The sequence below is a fragment of the Caulobacter sp. CCH9-E1 genome (assembly GCF_001556515.1).
In the GTDB taxonomy this organism is placed as follows: domain Bacteria; phylum Pseudomonadota; class Alphaproteobacteria; order Caulobacterales; family Caulobacteraceae; genus Caulobacter.
Window position 1 is genome coordinate 1 of the sequence record NZ_LSJA01000071.1, and the last position, 3,175, is coordinate 3,175.

Annotated in this window: 3 protein-coding genes and 1 pseudogene; 1 reads left to right on the forward strand and 3 read right to left on the reverse strand. The window is 68.9% G+C overall.

What is annotated here, in order from left to right:
• Nucleotides 1-906 carry a UDP-N-acetylmuramate dehydrogenase gene (murB, locus tag AX690_RS03495; protein WP_066730291.1) on the reverse strand — a complete coding sequence of 302 codons (906 nt, stop codon included), beginning with the start codon at nucleotides 904-906 and terminating at the stop codon, nucleotides 1-3.
• A 151-nt stretch (nucleotides 907-1,057) separates the two neighbouring features.
• Nucleotides 1,058-2,476: a UDP-N-acetylmuramate--L-alanine ligase gene (gene murC, locus AX690_RS03500; RefSeq protein WP_066730292.1), complete on the reverse strand. Its 1,419-nt coding sequence runs from the start codon at nucleotides 2,474-2,476 to the stop codon at nucleotides 1,058-1,060.
• Between murC and AX690_RS03505 the strand changes: the two genes are divergently transcribed.
• Nucleotides 2,475-2,999 (forward strand): hypothetical protein, encoded by a 525-nt coding sequence (locus tag AX690_RS03505; RefSeq protein ID WP_066730293.1) that lies wholly within the window; start codon nucleotides 2,475-2,477, stop codon nucleotides 2,997-2,999. The two genes, murC and AX690_RS03505, sit on opposite strands and share 2 nt — an antisense overlap.
• Nucleotides 3,000-3,080: 81 nt before the next feature.
• Here AX690_RS03505 and AX690_RS23550 read toward each other — a convergent pair.
• Nucleotides 3,081-3,175: pseudogene (locus AX690_RS23550) on the reverse strand (hypothetical protein); the annotation flags it as partial.

Here is a 3,175-nt window from a genome sequence, read left to right on the forward strand (position 1 = left end):
CTACCCCGCCCGCCCGATCCGCTTGATTTCCCAGTCCAGCTGGACGCCGGTCTTGGCCTTGACGTCGGCGCGGACGGCCTCGCCGAGACCCTCCAGGTCGGCCGCCGTCGCCTCGCCGGTGTTGATCAGGAAGTTGCTATGCAGCGGCGAGAACATCGCGCCGCCAAACGGCTTGCCGCGCCAGCCGGCCTCGTCGACCAGCTTCCACGACGAATGACCCGGCGGGTTCTTGAAGGTCGAGCCGCCGGTCTTTTCGCGGATCGGCTGGGTGGTCTCGCGGCGGGCGGTGATCTGCGCCATGCGCTCCTTGATCGCCTCAGGCGCGTCGGCGGTCCCTTCGAAGATCGCGTCGAGCACGATCACGGTCTCGCCGTCCTGCAAGGCGCTGTGGCGATAGGTGTAGTGGAGATCTCCGACGGAGAGCTCGCGCACGGCGCCGGCGCGGTCCATCACGCGGACCGACTTCACGACATTGACCGTCTCGGAGCCATAGCAGCCGGCGTTCATGATCACCGCGCCGCCGATCGTGCCAGGGATGCCGGCGTAGAACTCCAGCCCGGCGATCCCGGCTTCCGCCGCCTTGCGGGCCAGGATGGCGTCAGGGACGGCCGAGCCGGCCTTGATGCGGTTGTCGCCCAGCGCCTCGACCGTATTGAAGCCCTTGCCCAGGCGGATGATCACGCCGTCGACGCCGGCGTCGCGGACCAGCAGGTTGCTGCCCACGCCGATCGCCATGACCGGAACCGAGGGATCCAGCGCTTTCAGAAAGTCAGACAGGTCCTGCTCGTCGGCCGGCAGGAACACCACGTCGGCCGGACCGCCGACCCGGAACCAGGTGAACGGCGCCAGCGGCTCGTCGATCAGCAGCTTGCCGCGGACGGTCGGGAGTTGGGTCTTCCAGGTCATCGGTACGTCTCCCCTTCTCCCCTTGTGGGAGAAGGTGTCAGCCGCTGGCTGACGGATGAGGGGTTTCTCGGCGCCGCCAAACGACCCCTCCTCCGGCCGCTGCGCGGCCACCTTCTCCCACAAGGGGAGAAGGGAGGGACCGAAGGAAGCTTCACTTGGTCAAAGCCTCGAGCTGCCCCGGCAGCGCATACGCCCAGGTGGTGATGTCGCCGGCGCCCAGCAGCACGACGAGGTCGCCGCTGGTCGCCTCGGCGGCGATCAGGCGCGGCAGGGCCGTCGGGCTTTCCAGCGGGATGGCGCGGCGGTGGCCGAACTTCTTGAGACCTTCCACCAGGGCGTCGCGGCTGACGCCCTCGATCGGCTGCTCGCCAGCCGAATAGACGTCGGCCACGATCACCGTGTCGGCGTCGTTGAAGCAGCTGGAGAACTCGGTCATCAGGTCGCGCAGGCGCGTGTAGCGGTGCGGCTGGACCACGGCGATCACCTTGCCGGTCGACACGGCGCGGGCGGCCTTCAGCACGGCGGCGATCTCGACCGGGTGGTGGCCGTAGTCGTCGACCACGCGGATCCCATTGGCGACGCCGGTGGTGGTGAAGCGGCGCTTGACCCCGCCAAAGCCGGCCAGCCCCTTGCGGATCGCCTCGGCGTCGACCCCCAGCTCGCGCGCCACGGCGACGGCGGCGGCGGCGTTCAGCACGTTGTGGTGGCCGGCCATCGGCATCTTCAGGCCGTCATAGCGGACGACCTCGCCGTCGCGCGGCGAAACCACGATGTCGAACTTGGCGCCGTCGGGGCCCATCTCGATGTTGGAGACCCGCACCTCGGCCTGTGGGTTGGTGCCGTAGGTGACCAGGCGGCGGTTCTCGATCCGCGAGGTCAGGGCCTGCACTTCCGGGTGGTCGATGCAGACGGCGGCGAAGCCGTAGAACGGGATGTTCTGGATGAAGTCCTGGAAGCCCTTCTTCACCGCGTCGAAGTCGCCCCAGTGGTCCAGGTGCTCGGCGTCGATGTTGGTGACGATGGCGACGGTCGACTTCAGGCGCAGGAACGAGCCGTCGCTCTCGTCGGCCTCGACCACGATCCAGTCGCCCTCGCCGACCTTGGCGTTGGTGCCGTAGGCGTTGATGATGCCGCCGTTAACGACGGTGGGGTCCAGACCGCCGGCGTCCAGCAGGGTGGCGACCATCGAGGTCGTCGTCGTCTTGCCGTGCGTGCCGCCCACGGCCACCGAGAACTGCAGGCGCATCAACTCGGCCAGCATCTCGGCCCGGCGGACCAGCGGCAGGCGCTTGTCGCGGCCGGCGACCATCTCGGGGTTATCGGCCTTCACGGCCGTCGAATAGACGATGGCCGAAGCGCCCTCGACGTGGGCGGCGTCATGGCCGATGAAGATGCGCGCGCCCAGCTTTTCGAGCCGCTCGGTGTTGGCGCTGGCCTTGGCGTCGCTGCCCTGAACGGTGTAGCCAATACGCAGCATGATCTCGGCGATGCCGGACATGCCAATGCCGCCGATGCCGATGAAGTGCACGGGGCCGAGTTCGAAGGGGACGGGGCGTCGACGCTGGATCATGACGAGCCGATTAGACCAATTCCGCGCGGCGCGAAACGCCCTCATGGCCTTCTGTTTGTGGACGGGGCCGGTGACAGCCCAAACCCCATCCGCGGCGCCCTCCCCTTCAGCGCCGCTTGAGCTTCGGCTAGCGGACGTGGGGCGCTTCGCGACCTTCGTCGACATGGGCGGCGTCCAGTGGACGGGCCGCGTGGCCAAGCTTCGCGTGCTGCAGGTCGCCGAGGGCGGCTTCAAGGCGGGGACGGAAGAGTTCTGGGGCGGCTGGCGTCACGAGGTCATTGACTGCGACGCCCGCACGATCGCCCACGCGGGCTTTTCCAGCATCCGGGCGGGCGGCCGCGAGGGTCCGCTGACCGGCGACCAGCGTCCGGCCCAGCCCTTGCCGGCGGGCGGCGCGGACGAGGCCGCCGCCAAGGTGGTCTGCGACGGCTGGCGGCCGTTCGCCAAGGTCCCGGTCGCGACCAGCGTCGAGCAGGCGGTCGACCTTGGCCGGCCGCTGATCGAAACCGGCGCCGAGCCCTGAGCAGAATGGGCCCTGAACATGAAAAAGCCCCCGCCGGCGGTCCCGGGCGGGGGCTCTTTAGTCTTGCGACCTAAGCGAGGCTTACGCGCCGCCCGGGAAGCGGAACGGAACCTTCACCGAACCGGTCTTGGCGCCCATCGGCAGCTTTTCAGCGATGCACATGGCGGCCTTGTCGA

Excerpts from the sequence above, each read along its gene's own strand:
- murB (WP_066730291.1), bottom strand. The coding sequence starts at position 906 with ATGACCTGGAAGACCCAACTCCCGACCGTCCGCGGCAAGCTGCTGATC.
- AX690_RS03505 (WP_066730293.1), top strand. The coding sequence starts at position 2,475 with ATGACGAGCCGATTAGACCAATTCCGCGCGGCGCGAAACGCCCTCATG.
- murC (WP_066730292.1), bottom strand. The coding sequence starts at position 2,476 with ATGATCCAGCGTCGACGCCCCGTCCCCTTCGAACTCGGCCCCGTGCAC.